At 46.0% G+C, this 15878-nt stretch carries 17 protein-coding genes; 8 read left to right on the top strand and 9 right to left on the bottom strand.

All coding sequences use genetic code 11. The annotated features are described in order from the left end of the window. On the bottom strand, positions 1–170 hold a 170-nt coding region (tnpA, locus tag BGP75_RS27865; protein WP_407067338.1), incomplete at its 3' end, for an IS66 family insertion sequence element accessory protein TnpA. 297 nt (positions 171–467) lie between these two features. On the opposite strand from tnpA, the gene BGP75_RS14845 reads away from it, so the two are divergent. The 7 genes from BGP75_RS14845 (at position 468) to BGP75_RS14815 (ending at position 5942) form a co-directional block, all read left to right on the top strand. After that, entirely contained in the window at positions 468–2102 is a 1635-nt protein-coding gene (locus tag BGP75_RS14845) for a methyl-accepting chemotaxis protein (protein ID WP_076719592.1), read from the top strand. Positions 2103–2378: 276 nt separating this feature from the next. Further along, positions 2379–2963, top strand: coding sequence for a carboxymuconolactone decarboxylase family protein (locus tag BGP75_RS14840; RefSeq protein WP_076719591.1), 585 nt, complete (start codon positions 2379–2381; stop codon positions 2961–2963). A 100-nt stretch (positions 2964–3063) separates the two neighbouring features. Continuing rightward, entirely contained in the window at positions 3064–3804 is a 741-nt protein-coding gene (locus tag BGP75_RS14835) for a DUF547 domain-containing protein (RefSeq protein ID WP_076719590.1), read from the top strand. A gap of 96 nt (positions 3805–3900) precedes the next feature. Beyond that, positions 3901–4521: an RNA polymerase sigma factor gene (locus tag BGP75_RS14830; protein ID WP_198939366.1), complete on the top strand. Its 621-nt coding sequence runs from the start codon at positions 3901–3903 to the stop codon at positions 4519–4521. Continuing rightward, positions 4515–4751, top strand: coding sequence for a zf-HC2 domain-containing protein (locus BGP75_RS14825; protein ID WP_076719589.1), 237 nt, complete (start codon positions 4515–4517; stop codon positions 4749–4751). The genes BGP75_RS14830 and BGP75_RS14825 overlap by 7 nt, the downstream gene beginning before the upstream one ends. Positions 4752–4983: 232 nt before the next feature. Then, the gene (locus BGP75_RS14820; protein ID WP_158070120.1) at positions 4984–5532 is read left to right on the top strand and encodes a hemerythrin domain-containing protein; all 549 of its coding nucleotides are present in this window, start codon (positions 4984–4986) and stop codon (positions 5530–5532) included. Then, positions 5529–5942 (top strand): PilZ domain-containing protein, encoded by a 414-nt coding sequence (locus BGP75_RS14815; RefSeq protein WP_076719588.1) that lies wholly within the window; start codon positions 5529–5531, stop codon positions 5940–5942. Before BGP75_RS14820 ends, BGP75_RS14815 begins: the two co-directional genes overlap by 4 nt. A gap of 31 nt (positions 5943–5973) precedes the next feature. On the opposite strand, the gene BGP75_RS14810 is transcribed toward BGP75_RS14815, so the two are convergent. After that, positions 5974–7137, bottom strand: coding sequence for a sensor domain-containing diguanylate cyclase (locus BGP75_RS14810; protein WP_076719587.1), 1164 nt, complete (start codon positions 7135–7137; stop codon positions 5974–5976). Positions 7138–7239: 102 nt separating this feature from the next. Continuing rightward, positions 7240–7851: a riboflavin synthase subunit alpha gene (locus tag BGP75_RS14805; protein ID WP_076719586.1), complete on the bottom strand. Its 612-nt coding sequence runs from the start codon at positions 7849–7851 to the stop codon at positions 7240–7242. 229 nt (positions 7852–8080) lie between these two features. Between BGP75_RS14805 and BGP75_RS14800 the strand changes: the two genes are divergently transcribed. Further along, positions 8081–8986, top strand: a complete 906-nt coding sequence (locus BGP75_RS14800; RefSeq protein ID WP_076719585.1) for a TIGR01777 family oxidoreductase — start codon at positions 8081–8083, stop codon at positions 8984–8986. A gap of 7 nt (positions 8987–8993) precedes the next feature. Here the strand turns inward: BGP75_RS14800 and BGP75_RS14795 are convergent, their stop codons facing one another. The 6 genes from BGP75_RS14795 to BGP75_RS14770 form a co-directional block, all read right to left on the bottom strand. Further along, positions 8994–10691 carry a BatD family protein gene (locus tag BGP75_RS14795; protein ID WP_076719584.1) on the bottom strand — a complete coding sequence of 566 codons (1698 nt, stop codon included), beginning with the start codon at positions 10689–10691 and terminating at the stop codon, positions 8994–8996. A 175-nt stretch (positions 10692–10866) separates the two neighbouring features. Next, complete coding sequence (gene trmJ / locus BGP75_RS14790) at positions 10867–11613, bottom strand: tRNA (cytosine(32)/uridine(32)-2'-O)-methyltransferase TrmJ (protein WP_076719583.1); 747 nt, start codon at positions 11611–11613, stop codon at positions 10867–10869. A gap of 160 nt (positions 11614–11773) precedes the next feature. After that, complete coding sequence (gene purB, locus BGP75_RS14785; protein WP_076719582.1) at positions 11774–13141, bottom strand: adenylosuccinate lyase; 1368 nt, start codon at positions 13139–13141, stop codon at positions 11774–11776. 129 nt (positions 13142–13270) lie between these two features. Then, positions 13271–13996 carry a lysogenization protein HflD gene (locus BGP75_RS14780; protein ID WP_076719581.1) on the bottom strand — a complete coding sequence of 242 codons (726 nt, stop codon included), beginning with the start codon at positions 13994–13996 and terminating at the stop codon, positions 13271–13273. 11 nt (positions 13997–14007) lie between these two features. After that, the gene (mnmA, locus tag BGP75_RS14775) at positions 14008–15147 is read right to left on the bottom strand and encodes a tRNA 2-thiouridine(34) synthase MnmA (RefSeq protein ID WP_076719580.1); all 1140 of its coding nucleotides are present in this window, start codon (positions 15145–15147) and stop codon (positions 14008–14010) included. A 77-nt stretch (positions 15148–15224) separates the two neighbouring features. Further along, a complete protein-coding gene (locus BGP75_RS14770) occupies positions 15225–15677 on the bottom strand; it encodes an NUDIX hydrolase (protein WP_076719579.1) in 453 nt (150 codons plus the stop codon). Between the last annotated feature and the right edge of the window lie 201 nt (positions 15678–15878).

Below are 15878 nucleotides of genomic sequence, written 5' to 3'. Positions count from 1 at the left end.
CTTTTAGGTGATGGCTTGGACTTTACGAAACGCTTTTTCCAGTACGTCATTTGATGGGGCTTCAATCCCTGTTTACGGCAATAATCCACTTGGGACTGGCCACTTTGCTTCCACGTATCAAGATGCTGTTTCCAGGTCTCTCGAAGGGCTTTCAGTTCATTGGCAGTCATGATGATCTCCTTAATTCAGAGATCATGACCTTAGCTGGCGAGCAGCCCTGGTAACAGGTGGGGTTTATTTACCGCTTACACATCTTCAATGAAATTCGACTACTCTTTATAATGCGGGTTGATAGTTATTCATATTCCTGTTGGTTATGAATATTGTTTCATATATCATCTGTGGTTATAAATAAAGCTGCTTCTGGTAGTAATCAACTAAATTGCATGGCTGATGTTCTGAACGAGAGAGTTTCGTTTTTAACGACTGTATGGTTGGATTCTGCCTTCCGTTAATGGGGATCGTCTATGTTGGCACAAATCAAAATCGCACAACGCATCTGGCTGTTGTCGATTACTTCCATTGTCATCTTTACTGTCGCTTTTCTATATGCGGCCTTTGAGTCCAGAACTGAGTTAATCGAAGCCAAAAAAGACAGATTAAAAGGTGTCGTCGCTACTGCTCATACGGTAATGAAAGGTTATGACCAAAGGGCGGCAAATGGAGAAATGAGTGTTGAAGACGCCAAGCAAAAGGCTAAGGAAGTTATTCGACACTTACGCTATGACGACATTCAGTACTTTTGGTTAAATGACATGAAACCCATGTCAGTGATGCATCCTATTAAACCTTCTTTGGAAGGGACCGATGTTAGCAGTGTAAAAGATAAAAAAGGAAAACTGCTATACAAGGAATTTGTCAGAATTGTGAAGAAGGATGGAGAAGGCTTCGTTGACTATTATTGGACGGCACCCAATGGAAATGAAGAACAGGTCCCTAAGTTATCCTTTGTCATGGGTTATAAGCCTTGGGGATGGATAGTAGGGAGTGGTGTTTATATTGACGATGTTGATAAAGAGTTTAATAGGCTGTTAATGGACAAGCTGGCTGTGCTGGCAGTGATCCTTGTATTGATGATAGCGTTATCTATTTTGATTGGACGAAGTATCACCGGACCGATTAATAAGACTACGGCGGCGATGGCTGATATTGCTGAAGGTGAGGGGGATCTGACGGTTAGAATGCCCATTGTCAGCAACGATGAGCTAGCATTATTGGCGACAGCTTTTAATGCATTTGTAGAAAAAGTCCAGAAAACAATGCTGCAGGTAAATAGTTATAGCGAACATCTTGTCAGCTCTGCTGAATCTATGGCCCATATAACTGAAGAATCCAATCGAACCTTAGGAACCCATCAAGAAGAAACTCATCAAGTAGCGGCAGCTGTCCACCAGATGAGCGCGACAGTGCAGGAAGTCGCCGCAAATGCATCCGAAGCGGCTCATTCCGTACATACCGTTCGAGAGCAGGCTATTGAAGGCCAGAAAGTCGTCGAGCGGAGCGTCTCGGCGATAAGTGAACTGGCCCATTCTGTTGACCAGGCAACAGAAAGCATTCAGGCACTGGAAAATGATGTCAATAATATTGCTGGTATATTGGACGTCATTCGTTCAATTGCGGACCAGACCAATCTGCTTGCGTTAAACGCTGCAATTGAAGCAGCAAGAGCGGGTGAGCAGGGGCGCGGATTTGCAGTTGTTGCTGACGAAGTGAGAACGCTGGCGCAGCGAACGCAGGAATCAACTGAAGAAATACAGGCAATGATCGAGCAGCTCCAGACTGGGGCAAATGGTGCCGTTACTGTTATACAGTCAGGGCGTGCCCAGGCTGAAACCAGTGTCGAGCAGGCAAACCAGGCTGGCCAGTCGTTAACAGCTATTACAGAAGATATTTTACGGGTAGCGGATATGAATACCCAGATAGCCTCCGCAACTGAACAGCAAAGCGCTACTGTAGAAATGATTAACAGGAACGTTAACAATATCAATCAAGCCTTCGGGGAAACGACAGAAGGTGCCCATAAAATAGCGCAAGCAGGGCTTGAGCTGCAAAACCTGGCCGATGATATCAGTCGTCTTGTGGCTCAGTTTAAAGTCCATTAGGCAAATTATATTTCCACAACTGATAAGCTGCATGTTTACGCTGATGCAGTCATGTCTTCCCAGCCTCTGAGGTATTTCTCGGAGGCTGGTTTCTGGTCTTGAATTTTTCAATTGTATCCGTTCTTCTGATTCAGTAGTTTCTTATGTATTGTGGAACGCCTGTATCCAGGCTGTGGAAGTTATGCGCGGCTCAGGCCTTCAGTGTCATCTGTGCTGCGTTGATGGCTGCGTAGTGAGATGCGCTTAAGTATTCTCGGCAAAGTAGAGGTGAGGTAGATGTTTGTTAACGTAAAGTCCCTCAATCGTTATCCTTTTTGGTTGAGACCATTTTTCTGGAGTCAAAAAAGAAGGTATGGAGAGGTGTTGACTCCAGGTCTGCTTTGGGCTCGGGTTCCTAAATTGTTTGCTGCGGTGGCGGCACTATATGGGGTGCTGGATCGTAAAGGATCACCTCTTTCTCCGACTCTTCGTTCGCTGGTGACTGTACGGGTTTCACAGATAAATCATTGTGCTTTTTGTGTTGATATTAACGCGGCAACTCTTGTCCGGCGAGCTGGATCTGAGGCGAAGGTTGAACAACTTTCCCAGTGGCGGGAGAGTGGTGCCTATGATGACCAGGAGCGTGCTGTTCTTGAATATACAGAGGCTGTCACCTATACCGATAGAGACGTGACGGAGGCGATTGTTATCGGCTTGCGAAAATATTTTAATGAAGATGAAATTGTTGAATTGACAGGACTGATCGCCTTTCAAAACCTTTCCAGTAAGTTCAATAGCGCGCTTGACGTACCACAGCAGGGATTCTGCTCTTTGCCAGCAGTGAAGACAGATAAGGCGGATTCTGCAGCGGGTGTCGAGTAGTTAGCTTTTGTCCATGGCTGTAGTTACAAAGTTACCTGATCGATAAACTTTTTGCCTGGTAAGTACTCTATAGGTGAGCATATAGCGCTGGGGAGATGCTGTGAAAACTTTTTGTTCTAATATACTACTGTGTTTTGTTTTGCTTTTTAGCCTGTCTGTTCAGGCGAAAGAGCCTGATTGGACGCTTTATGAGTCGCTGCTCAAAGAGTACGTGGGGTCGGGGGAGGTGAACGGAATAACGCTAAATTTGGTTGATTACTCAACTCTTTCGACAGATTCTCGTTTCATTAACTTGGTCCGTCAATTAGCTGAATATCCGGTCAGTAATCTGAATACTCGTGAAGAACAACTGGCTTTTTACATCAATGCGTACAACATTCTGACGCTCAAGACAGTCGTCGATAACTGGCCGCTAAAAAGTATAAAAGATGTTGGTAGCTGGATTCGACCTGTGTGGAAATTGGATGCAGGCAAAATAGATAAACAAATGATAAGTCTTGATGAGATAGAGCATGAGATTCTCAGGCCTATGGGCGAACCGCGAATTCATTTTGCTATCGTTTGTGCATCACTCAGTTGTCCCGATTTGCGCACCGAGGCTTATAAGGCGGAAACCCTGGACCAGCAACTTGACGATCAAACCAAGATCTTTTTGAAAAACCCGGATAAAGGTTTGAAAAACGCCGGGAGTAAAATGAGAGTTTCAAAACTGTTCGATTGGTTTTCTGAAGATTTTGGAGCTGAAGGTGGCGTTCAGTCTTTTATCAAACGATACTTGCCAGCGGATAAGCGTACCCTTGATGGTTATCTGGATTACTCCTGGCGTGTAAATGGTTATTAGCTGCGTAGCGCGTAGTTAAAGCCTTTAGAGATGACAATGAATTTATTCTTTGTTGGCAATAGAATAAGTGAAACAGATTAAGGATCAATACAGCGAATGACAGAATCGTTAGCACAACTTGAGGCGGAGTTAATGCCGGGGCTTGCAGAGAGAGATGAGAAAAGTTTCAATCGTCTTGTGCAAACCTATTATGGATCTATGCTCGGTTTGGCACGTACCATTGTGGGTGAAGCCATAGCCGATGAAGTCGTTCAAGAGGCTTGGGTTTCCATTTACCGTGCCTTACCAAAATTTGAAGGGCGGTCCAGTTTAAAAACCTGGATTTTGAGAATAACCGCCAATGAAGCAAAAACAAGGTTGCGCAAGGAGTCCCGGACTATTTCACTGGAGCAGTTCGATAATGGTGGGGAGGGGATTTTGGCTAACCGATTTAATAATCAGGGGGCTTGGCAAGCCCCTCCTGGAGCCTGGCATGAGGAAAGTCCCGAAACCTTATTGATTAATACAGAAATGGGGGACTGTATTGAGCATACTCTCCATCATCTTCCCGATCTGCAGCAAGCCGTATTTGCTTTGAAGGATCTTGATGGCAACAGTTTTGAGGCTATCTGTAACATACTTGACATTTCCTCGTCTAATGCGCGGGTATTGCTCCATAGAGCTAGAGTCAGCTTGTTCGGAAAGATAGAGCATTTCCAGGAGACAGGTGAATGTTAAAATGTAAGCAGATAGTAGCGCAGGCAAGTGAGTATATAGATGGTGATATGGGGCTGTTACAAAAGTTTCGTTTTCAGTTTCACCTTGCAATGTGTGTGCATTGTCGGCGCTTTGTCAAAAACTTCACAGCTGGTATTGAGATGATTAAACGCCTTCCTTATGATGATGTCAGTCAGGAGCAGATTGACTGTGTCCACCGACGCATTGCGCAAAGCAAGCACTCCCGATAAGTTTTATGACCCAAATTGCTCTGGTAATCTTACCTGTCTGTTGATTTAATTGATGCCGGTCAAAATACTAACTTGGTGAAACCTTTATAGTTTTCTATTTGTTGTTTATAGCTGTAAATGGAATTTCCTTCAGAAGAAGGAAAAAACAGTTTGGTTCTGGCAGGCAATCGGTTTCTAGGCTGTTTTACTAGTAACTTATCTGATGGGACTTTTCGCGACATGGGGACAGGTTATGACTCTGTTGATGAATGATCTCCGTCAGGATCACAAGCATATCAGTGCGCTACTGACTATTCTCAAAAACAAATTGTCTACATTGAAGATGGGGAGCCACCCGAATTTTGCTCTGATGGCTGAAGTGGTGGACTATCTGACTGATTATGCTGATGATTATCACCATGGCAAGGAAAACCTGATCTATCATTATATGCAGGAGCATTACCCGAAGAAATCAAACCTGATCTCCCAGCAGTTTCGTGAGCATGAGGAGCTGCGAGTATTGACTAAGCAACTGAGTGCAACGATTGATCAGGCGTTGATGGATATGCCATTTCTGCTGGAAGAGTTTGCCGCTCAGCTTGAGCAATTTGTAGACCGGCAAAGTCAGCATCTTTTCATGGAGGATAGCAAAATTTTTCCGGCAATTGAGCAGGTGCTCAGTTCCGATGACTGGGCTAAACTTAGTGATATGCTACCGAAAAGGGAGGACCCTTTGTTCGGCGAATCGCGAGAAGCTCATTATCAAGCTCTGTATGACGCATTGATAGAAGATCTGACTTGAAATCCAAACCCTGGTCACCAGAAGACTTGCGCCGCTCCAAGCGCATGCCCGTAAATTTAGCGGCTGAAGTGGGAAATGACTGGCAACAGCAGTGTTCAGCTCGTGGAACAAATCTGTCTCAACACGGAATAGGTATTGAGGGCAGTGCAGAGCTTCTTGATATTGTGTTTCCAAACTTTAATCATCAGCAGGGAGATAATCGGGCATTAATTGAGATCAGGCTAGGACTGCTTGATGGGGCTAAGACGTTATCAAAGCCCTGGGTGACACTGGTGTGTCATACCGCATACGTTAAACGGACTGGCATGGATCGATTCTTGATTGGTCTGTCATTCCGATCAATGGATTGGGAAGCATCCGACAGATTGGAGCGCTATCTTCGAGGCCTTCAGGATGTTGAGAATCCATAACGTTTAAGGGTAAGCAACAGGTCAGGAGAAATTAGTGAGAGTGGTTGGGTGTTAAGGCTAGCAGGCTGGCGTCCATATCAGGTTGCTTTTGCGGCTTGATATGGTTAATCGGCATATAGATAACCCTGTCTCTTCCCAATGATTTAGCCTGATAGACCGCTTTGTCCGCACAAGCGACTAGCTGATGAGCGCTGTTGACAAGATTTTCCTCCGGGCTACCGATCGGTTCGCAAGTTGCTACACCAACGGATAATGTAACTTTGAAAGCTTCATCCTCGTCGGATCGAAAGGTTATGCTCCTTAGTCGGGTGCGGATGGCTTCCGCAACCTGAACCGCCCTGTTGTTTAAACAAGCAGGCAAGAGCACAGCAAACTCTTCGCCACCATAGCGTGCGATAAAATCAGTTTTTCGCAATTGTTTCTTGATTGCCTGTGCCGCTTGGTTGAGCACTCGATCACCGGTCTGATGACCGTAGGTATCGTTTATTCGTTTGAAATAGTCCAAATCTATAAACAGGCAGCTAAGTGGGTACTGGTTTCGATTTGCTCGGGATAATTCTCTAAGAAGCTCTTGATCAAAGGAGCGGCGGTTGTTTACCTTGGTGAGCATGTCAATAATGCTGAGTCGCCTGAGAGTTTCCTGGCTCACGCAGTTTTCTATGCAGACAGAAATGACTGAGGCAAGATGTTGAATATAGTCAGTTGCAACATTTTTATTGTAGCGCTGAGAGTCGCTGCTGCCGAGATGTAAGCTGCCGATAATTATTCCCTGCCTGACTAATGGCAGAAGAGCGCAACTCATAATATGCTGCCGATCAGGAAAGGCAAAGGTTTTGACTTCTTCATTGGGGTTGAGAAGTAACGGATAATCACCTTTGGGGTAAAGGTCTTTCAGGGCCTGATAGTTTTCAGTGAAATCCAGATGTTGGCCGTTATCGGGAGGTGTGTAATCTTCAATCAGGCCGCGGGCTGTTTGCTCTGGATCAAACAGGATTAGACTAATGGCATCGAGTCGAAAGTACTCCTTCAGGTTGATCAACAGCATGTCCAGCAGGTCGGTCAGTCGATTGCAGGACAGCAAACGGAGTTCTATATCCTGAAAGGTGCGCAGAATATCCTGATTCCGTTCAGCTTTGCTGATCAGTACATGAAGTGTTCGTTTTAGGCTTCGGTTCTCTTTTTCAAAAGGATTCATTAACTTACAGCCGTTACAAACTGAGCTGGATTGTCAAGACAGTATCACTGTTATTATAAAAAGCCCATACCCGACCTCGTATTTTATCCCGGAACCGCATACTTATTGATTTCGCTCAGCTAACACCCTCTCAACGGTATCGACAATGGCTTGTGTTTGTGGATCAACTTCGATGTTAAGCCGATCTGACTCCGTCCGCCAGGCCAAATTTGTTCGAGTCAGGGTTTCTGGAATCAAATTGATGCTAAACCGGTCTTCAATGATATCACCTACAGTCAGGCTGATGCCGTCTATACCGATATAGCCTTTGGTGAATATATACTTTTTGAGTGCTAAAGGAATCTTAATCCAAATCTGGCAGTTGTTTGCTGTTTTGATTATCTGGCTTATTTCGGCGGTTGTAATGATATGCCCGGACATTGAGTGTCCACCGATATCATCACCGAATCGAGCGGCACGCTCCACATTGACTCTGTCGCCTGTATTTATTTCACCCAAGTTTGTTACCTTGAGTGTTTCCTGCATCAAGTCAAAGCTAACCTGATTGCCCTCTATCTTGGTCACGGTCAGGCAGCAGCCATTGTGAGCGACCGATGCTCCCAGGTTTAAGCCGGTCAGCAGTTCTTCCGGGAGTGCCAGGACGTGTGTGCGAAACTTTTCCTTCTCGTCTATATGGATTACTTCTGCAGTGCCTTGAACAATGCCAGTGAACATTAGCGATTCGAGCCTCTCAGGTGGTTGGATATGTGCGAAATGATAGCTATGCTGATAGAAGAAAACATTTTAGAGAGGCGAGACAAAGATAGCCAATAAAAGAAGATTGATCCTGAAGGAATGTGTTGGGAAGTTTGGGTGTTCGTGGCGATATCGGTGTTCTTCGTTATATTGCTGTTTTTGTGGTATTAATGATTCTTAACAGTGAAGATGGTAGGGATGCAATTCGATGAAGTGTCTAGTAACCGGGGCAACGGGGTTTATCGGTTCGGCGTTGATAGATAAATGGATTCAGAGTGATCTTGTTGATGATATTGTGGCAGTGAGCCGGACTCCCGAGAAGATTCATCATCGTTTTAACGGCAAGGTGGAAGCTATCAGTGATTTTTCCCAACTTGCTGATGGCCATGGCATTGATGCAGTCGTTAATCTTGCTGGCGAACCTATTCTTGATAAGCGCTGGAGTGAAGACCGTAAGAAGATCCTTTACGATAGCCGACTACAAATCACGACTAAATTAGTTGAGTTCCTGGCTCGTTCAACTGACAAGCCCAAGGTGCTTATCAGCGGTTCAGCTATTGGCTACTATGGCAGTCAAAGGGATAACCGTGAACTGACTGAAAATGAATCCTGGCATCCTTGTTTTGCGCACCACCTCTGTCATGACTGGGAGAATAAGGCGATGGAGGCTGAAGCGGAAGGTATTCGGGTTTGTTTGCTTCGAACAGGAGTCGTTCTTGGCAATGGAGGTGCCTTGGCTCGAATGTTGCCGCCATTTCGATTGGGGCTGGGAGGGCCGGTTGGTCATGGCAGGCAGTGGTTTTCCTGGATTGATCTGGAAGACATGGTTTGCGGTATCGATTTTTTACTGCACCGGGAGACGTTGACGGGCCCCTTTAACCTTACCGCCCCTAATCCTGTTTCAAATAAGGAGTTTTCACAAGCCCTGGGTGAGGCTCTTAAACGCCCGGCAGTATTACCTATGCCTGCTGTCATTATGCGAATGCTTCTGGGAGAAGGGGCGGAGCTGCTGGTTGAAGGGCAGAGAGTTGTACCGGAAAAACTGCTGCAGGCAGGCTTTGAATTTCATTATCCAGAGCTTAAGCAGTCACTGACACATTACCTGGCTGATTAGAGACTGGTTAGCTGACCTCTAGTGTTCTGCCAGACTTTAGCTTGCGTCTTATAAGCGTTATTTGACTAAGAATGAGGTCTCCTTGCCAGGGATCTTCATTATCCTGAGGTGAGTAGATACTGTGCTCCAGATCTCTGATCAGGTAGGTTAGTGTCGGGTTTTGGGCGTAAAACTCAATATCTGCCAAGTCGCCTATAGGTTCTTCAGGCCAGGTGAGTTTTGCCCACTGTAGTAGATACTCAGCGGTTCGTTCCGGATCATTAATACTGCAAGCGCGGGACAGGCGATTAAATGCGTTTGTTTCTTCCAGTTGGTAATCCCGTTGTTGCAGGGTGCCAGGCGGTGTCGGGGCTTCCTTCAGGCTTGCAGCTAAGGACTGCGCATTGTTCTGTTCTGTTGATAAGCGCTTCAGTCTGCTCCAGGTTAGTGTCCAGCCTATTGCACAGATTATAGCGATCGTTGCCCAAAGCCATGCCAGCCACGGACTGGAAGAAGCGGTTGTGGCCTGACCTGTTTTTGATTCATTGGGTTTGTCATTTGTTGGTCCGTTGCTATCTGTTGTCTCATTCCTGACCTCACTTGCGGCAGGAGGAGAGCTGATGGGTTGAAGAAAGTTCTCAACATCAACGCTGGTGCTGCTTATTCGGGATGTATCTTGTATATCTCTGATGGTATCCCACCAGGGAATCTCTATAGCGGGAAATCTAACCTGACCTGCTTTAGTTAACAATAGTTTATAGGTGAGTTCTTTACGGCTGACTAAAGTGCCTGTATCAGTTTCCTGAGTTATTTTAGGGGCCTGGGGGTAGACGCTGACTCCTTCTGTACTGGCTACGTGCAGGTTGGGGAGCCAGTCTGCCGGGGTGTTATGTGCCTCAATAATTAATGTTCGTACCAGCGTATCTCCAACACGAAGATTTTGAAGTGCTTTATCCCATTGCTGTTCTACACGAAGCTCTGTTGCCGCCAGCCAGGTTCTGGGATTTATTTCGGGAGGTGGCTCCAAGGCTTCAAACTCGATTGCTTCAGAGCTAGTGTTGTAGGCGATTTCACCCTCAGCACTTAGGCCGGTAAACTCGATTGGTGGTAATCTGTATCGCTTGGAAGACAACGGAAATAGAATATACCGTTGCTCAATGACCTGATAATTCTGGTCATTTCGAGTTTCGCTATAGTTAAGTTGCGAACCAAGCTGTTCTATTCTGACTCCTTCGAGTAAAGGTTCGGTAAGCTGAGCACTACTAAGAGGAGCATCAAAAAGTAACTTTACACTTAATACATAAGCGCTGCGTGTGTAATTAAGCTCCGGCGAAATGGTTACGTCGAGAAAAACCGGAATCTCTTCGGCAGGGGGCGCTTCCTCGGTTGCTGTATAGGAGAGCGCCCGGCTTCGTTCGGAACCAACCCGTATTGCGGGTATCTTCAGTTCTCCGGTTCGCTTTGGGCGTAAGCGAATAGTCCATCGGCTGTTGTAGTAGGTTTTTCCACCACGAAAATTGGATACTGAGTTTTTGGAGTTATTAAGAATGCGAAAATCTTTTTCCAATCCAGAAAAATCTGGAGTGCTGATAGGTTGCCGCTGTTCAGCTTCCAGTACCATTTCAAACGTTTGGTTGGCTGGCCCTTGCTTGTGATCAACTTCAACAGTGATTTGCGCCTGAGCAGCTGAGGACAGCAAGAGAAATGGGAGGAGGTGTTTCAGCATTCTGTGGTGAGTATCGGCCTGGTTGGGTGGTCGAGAGATTGGTGTGAGTACCTATTATCATCAAATGATTCTAGTGCTGCAACTCTACTTTTGCCAATTTGCCTATGGGTTCCTTAATAGCATGATAATAGAAGGAAATTGTCAGGCTGGAGTACAGATATGATGAAAACAGGCGCTACTTTTTAGTATTTCTCTGAATGGCAGAAAGAACACCTCTGAGCATATTCAGCTCCACTTTTTCAGGTCTTGCTCGGTTGAATAGCCTGCGCAATTTAGTCATTACTTTGCCTTCGTGCTGAGCGACGATAAAGTTAATGTCTTTGAGAGTATTTTCTAAGTGAGTATAAAAATGCCCCATCTCTTCACTACTGGGATATTCCAGTAGCGGATCATTGTTAGTTGAAGAAGTTGAAGAAGTTGAAGAAGGGGTGGAGCTGTTTTGCTGGGCCAGCCAAAGCTCATAACATACAACCTGAATGGCAGCGCTGACATTTAGTACGGGATATACTGGATCGGTCGGAATAGCCAAATGAAAATTGCATTGCATCAGTTCTTCATTATGCAATCCCATTCTTTCTCTACCGAAGACAATGGCTACTGGGGCTGACTTCGCTTCAATTACGGCTTTTTCCGCACAATTTCTCGCATCTAGCATTGGCCAGGGAAAGCTGCGATTTCGGGCGCTGGTGCCGACCACAAGAGAACAATCTTTGATTGCTTCTTCCAAAGTCTTCACGACAACTGCATTGTTAAGCAGGTCTAAGGCCCCGGCCGCCCTGGATTCAGCCTCCGGATGAGGAAATTCCTTTGGATCTACCAGATAAAGCTGGCTAAGCCCCATGTTTTTAAGCGCTCGCGCTGCCGCACCAATATTTCCAGGGTGAAAGGTGTTGATCATGACGACACGAATATTGTTCAGCATAGGCAAGCTCAGCTTATTTGGATCGAAGTTTGGTTTCTCGGAAATGGCTGTATATTGAAACAGGCTAACCGGTTGAGGTTATCTGATTTTACGAGAATCTGGATTAAAGAATTAATAGGATAAAGGAGCGACCGGGTCGCTCCTGGTCGGCAGTATGATTTTAGATTGCCTTGGCCTGGCTGGCAGCATTGCCGATATAATTTTGCGGAGTCAGCTGTTTTAGCTGATTTTTAGCTTCTTCAGGCATCTCCAGAGTATCTACAAATGCTGATAGCGTTTCTTTGGTAATTGTTTTTCCGCGTGTCAGGGCCTTTAATTTTTCGTAGGGCTCATCGATATCATAGCGACGCATAACGGTTTGAATAGGCTCAGCCAGCACTTCCCAGCTATTCTCCAGGTCATCGTCAAGCCGCTTTTCATTCACTTGCAGTTTGCTTATCCCTTTTAACGTGGCTTGATAAGCAATAAGGCTATGGCCAAATCCAACACCAAGGTTGCGTAATACGGTAGAATCCGTAAGGTCACGCTGCCAGCGGGATATGGGTAGCTTTGCTGCCAGGTGGCTCAGTATCGCATTAGCAATCCCTAAATTGCCTTCGGAGTTTTCAAAGTCAATCGGATTGACTTTATGTGGCATTGTTGAAGAGCCGACTTCTCCCTCTATCGTACGCTGTTTGAAGTACCCTTGTGAAATGTAGCCCCAGACATCACGATCAAAATCAATCAAAATAGTGTTGAAGCGAGCGACCGCGTCAAATAGTTCGGCAATATAATCGTGCGGTTCTATCTGGGTGGTGTAAGGATTCCAGGAAAGTCCCAGGCGATTTACAAAGGCTTCTGCGTTGGCTTGCCAGTCGATCTCCGGGTAGGCAGAAAAATGAGCATTGTAATTACCTACAGCGCCGTTGATTTTCCCCAGGGTTTCAACAGCCTGAATCTGAGTTAGTTGGCGCTTAAGTCTGGCTGCGACGTTAGCCATTTCCTTACCCAGGGTCGTGGGGGAGGCCGTTTGACCGTGTGTGCGGGACAGCATAGGGTGCTCCGCAAAGTCGTGGGCCAATTGGGTTATTGCCTGAATGATTTCCCTTAATTGCGGTACGACGACCTGGTCACGACCATTGCCTAGCATTAGTGCATGAGACAGGTTGTTGATGTCCTCGGACGTGCAGGCAAAATGGACAAACTCGCTGACGTTTTCTAGCTCGGTATGACCCTTGAAACTTTCCTTGATAAAGTACTCGACAGCTTTTACATCATGATTTGTCGTACTCTCGATTTCCTTAACACGTAGCGCATCAGCTTCGCTGAATTCGGAGACAATCTTATCAAGCAGACCATTAGCTTCTGAGCTGAAAGCCGGAACTTCCTTGATTTGAGGATGTTCAGACAACTGTTGAAGCCAGCGGATCTCAACTTCAACTCTGAATCGGATAAGACCGAATTCACTGAAAATTGACCGCAATGCAGCGGTTTTACTGCCATAGCGTCCATCAACGGGCGAAACAGCGGTCAGGGCGGAAAGCTCCATGGATACTCTCACTCAGTAGTAGATAAGGGTTGGCAAAAATCAGAGCGCAAATTATACATGAATCTGCAGGATTTGAGCAGAACCTGCCATTAGAAGATAGCATTATAGGAACAGGGCGTATCCTGTCAGTTAACCATGCTCCAGTATTCTGCGGGCAGATTTACCGACTCGGGATCGAAACAACAGCAGTTGCCAGCGTTTCCCACCAACCTGACGCCATAGAATTGCGGCACGGATTCCTGCCAGCAACAGGGCTCTCACTTTGTTGGCATTATCGCTGTTTTGCAGATGACGAGGCTCGCCAGTCACCTGAATTCTGAAGCTGAAGGTGCTAAGAGTGTCCTGATAAAGCTGAGCGACAGCAGCGACAACCGTTGGGTGGCAAAATTGAGGCTGATCGAGTTGGCTGTTATCCGTTTGTGACTCTAAAGCGACTTCTGTATGGGATGTTCCCCTGTTAGAAGTCTCCTCGAAGTAGCGGGACTGATTTCGAATTTTATCAAGACCGTCGCTAATGTCGCTTAACATAGTTGGATGCTTTCGGAGCCTGTTTTCCAGATGCAACATACTTAACGCATACCGGGTGATGTCCTTATTCTGTTGCTTCGTCTTTTCAGCAAGATCCAGGAGACTTTTGAGCCCCATGCTCAGGCCAAAAGGAATTTCTTCAACACCGCCATAAACGTCCTCCGTTACCGCAGGAGATGTCATGAAAATACTATTAATAGATGTCTCAAAACTGTTCTGTGGAATCAGTCCTCGCTTTGCTATCTGATCAACAAGTGCTGCGGCCTGGAAAACACCGGCTAGGGCTATTGCTTGTTGATCGGTCTTTCTGGAATGTTCGCGTGACAAAATAGTAGACCTCAAAGTTGATCGTCGCGGAAAGTTTTCTCAATAACGCCGCCGCCAAGACAGTATTCTTCATCATAAAATACGACTGATTGGCCAGGAGTGACTGCTCTTTGAGCTTTTTCAAACCAAACGTTGTAGCCACCCTCTGGTCTGGGGTCAATACGGCAAGCCTGATCGTCCTGTCGATATCGGGTTTTTGCTGTGCAATGATAAGGTAGCTTGGGTTCCTGACCTTTTACCCAATCGACCTGATTGGTAATAAGCATTCGACTGAACAGAAGAGGGTGTTGCTTTCCCTGAACTGCGATAAGTACATTCCGCTTAAGATCTTTTTGAGCAACGAACCAGGGTTCATCTGGAAAATCGCTCAATCCGCCGATCCCCAATCCCTGTCGTTGACCTATAGTGTGATACATTAACCCCTGATGTTTACCTATCGTTACACCATCAGGTGTTTCAATTATTCCAGGCTGAGCAGGCAGGTACTGTTGTAAAAAATCACGGAATCGTCGTTCGCCTATAAAGCAAATCCCGGTGCTGTCCTTCTTATCATGGGTGATAAGGTCATATTCTTCAGCAATACGTCGTACTTCCGGCTTTTCCAGCTCTCCTACAGGAAACAGCGTTTGGCGAATTTCGTCTTCGCCAACAGCATGAAGAAAATAGCTCTGATCTTTGTTTCCATCGAGTCCGCGGAGCAAGTAGCAGTGTTCCTTGTCGTCTGTCTCTCGTTGCGTATCCCTTCGTCGAACGTAGTGTCCTGTCGCAATATAATCGGCGCCAAGCACCCGGGCGTACTCAAGAAATGCCTTGAACTTGATTTCTTTATTGCAGAGGATGTCGGGATTAGGGGTTCGTCCTGCCTTATATTCGCTTAGAAAGTGTTCAAAAACGTTATCCCAGTATTCCGCGGCAAAGTTCGCAGTATGTAAGTGGATCCCGAGCCTGTCACTGACTGCTTGCGCATCCGCTAAATCATCTTTAGCTGTGCAATATTCAGTTCCATCGTCTTCGTCCCAGTTCTTCATAAACAAGCCTTCCACCTGGTAGCCCTGTTGTTGAAGCAGTAAAGCCGAAACTGATGAGTCGACGCCTCCCGACATTCCAACGATTACTTTAGTGTTACTGTTTTTTGAGGTGCCGTTATTCATCTTAATACTGTACGTACCCTGATCGTGGGGCGTATCCAATTGTTGCGTTGACTTTTAATCATCTGCTTTTAACTCAGTTAACTTAATTTCTGCTCATAAATGAAATCCAAAGGGTAGCGCCTTCCTTGTAAGTAGTCTTCAATCCCCCGCAATACCAGAGGGCTTCGCAATCGCTCTTCTTCGGCTTTTACTTCTTCGTAGGTTAGCCATATAGCCCTGACGATATCGCTATCCAGGGGCCTGTCTTTTTGCTCACGTACAGGGTGGGCAACAAAGCAAGTCCGATGGTAAGTGACTTCTTTATGAGGCGGTGTATATACGTACATACCGAGCAGGTCGGTGATTTCTACTTCCCAGGCGGTCTCTTCAAGAACTTCTCGTTTTGCTCCTTCAATAAAGGACTCGTTCGCCTCAAGGTGCCCTGCTGGTTGGTTTAAAACCAGTCGTCCGTTCGAATACTCTTCAACAAAAAGAAATCGTCCATTATCTTCAATAATACAGGCCACTGTCGCGTGGGGCGTCCAGCACATATAAATCTCCTTCAAAATTCTGCCGCATAGTTTAGCGCATCCAGACAAAGTGCCCAACAATATTGTTGGTGCGAGAGGCTATGGGCGCGATCGAGAGGCTATGGGCACAGGGCTGCTACTCAATTTGTTCTGCACCGATAGTCGTGCAGTCGATAGTACTAAAGTGACATAATGGTCAAGTTTGAACACAACAATTTAACC

Origin of the sequence: Motiliproteus sp. MSK22-1, from assembly GCF_001968815.1 — a bacterium.
GTDB lineage: Bacteria > Pseudomonadota > Gammaproteobacteria > Pseudomonadales > Balneatricaceae > Motiliproteus.
Note: the sequence above shows the minus strand (reverse complement) of the source record. Positions and strands in the feature narration are given on the sequence as shown.